An 890-nucleotide genomic window follows, 5' to 3' on the forward strand; every position below is an offset into this window, starting at 1 on the left:
AGTTCTGCAATCAACACTCCCTCATTATTTTTCTTGGCATATTTAGGGCGGATTGTCCTTTTCTTCACAAGACTGGCCGGAGTGTATTCTAAAGTTTCTGTGACCTCTTCTCCGATTTTCTTTAATCCAGTAGTATCTTCTTCTGGTTCTATGACCACTTCGCGTACTGGGAGATGTTCAGGCAGCGCATTACGTCCCGAATGCTTTTTCTTTTCTCTAGTATAGGTAATGGTTTCCTGAGGAGTCCCTTCAGCTTCTATTGTGATATCTTCTGAAAAAAGAGATAATTGATCTACTACAGCTTCGGTGATAAAACTTTCGGATTTGAAACCGTTAATAAGTTTATACAGTTGTGCCAGATGTTGTTCTAATAAAGCATTCTTCTTCTTTAAAAGATCTTGCCCTTCCTTATAGCTATCAATTAGCTGGTGAAGTTGTTTGTTTTCGGCAAGTAGCTCTTGGTTGGTCATTGCAAAGCGAAAATAATAACAGCTTTGCAAAAATGCAATGCCTTACGGGATTTTTTCGTACCGCTTTTTTCTGGTGATATTAGTAATGGCAATACCATCGATCAGTAAGATTAGTTGAGAGTAACTCAGGCGTAGGCTCCCTACAGTATTTTCATATAATGGTAATTCAAAAGTCCCTGATTCCAATCGTTTATAGTACAGAACAAATCCACCAGATTGCCAATGTAATAACTTAGCTTTATTCCGTGTCTTATTGATAAAGATATAGACCGTGCCATCCATTGGACTTTGTGACAAATCATCGCTCACTAATCCGCATAGGCTGTCAAAGCTTTTCCGCATATCGGTAGGATGGGCATACAATTGAAACTTATGAGAAGTACCTAAACCAAACATCTATACGGGTATTTGGATCTTCAT

At 38.5% G+C, this 890-nt stretch carries 2 protein-coding genes; both read right to left on the reverse strand.

All coding sequences use genetic code 11. The annotated features are described in order from the left end of the window. A partial coding sequence (locus F0000_RS27470) for an IS66 family transposase zinc-finger binding domain-containing protein (protein ID WP_188112329.1) occupies positions 1-470 on the reverse strand: 470 nt, incomplete at its 3' end. Positions 471-512: 42 nt separating this feature from the next. After that, complete coding sequence (gene tnpB / locus F0000_RS27475; RefSeq protein WP_149627879.1) at positions 513-866, reverse strand: IS66 family insertion sequence element accessory protein TnpB; 354 nt, start codon at positions 864-866, stop codon at positions 513-515. Between the last annotated feature and the right edge of the window lie 24 nt (positions 867-890).

The organism is Aquimarina sp. RZ0, assembly GCF_008370685.1.
GTDB lineage: Bacteria > Bacteroidota > Bacteroidia > Flavobacteriales > Flavobacteriaceae > Aquimarina.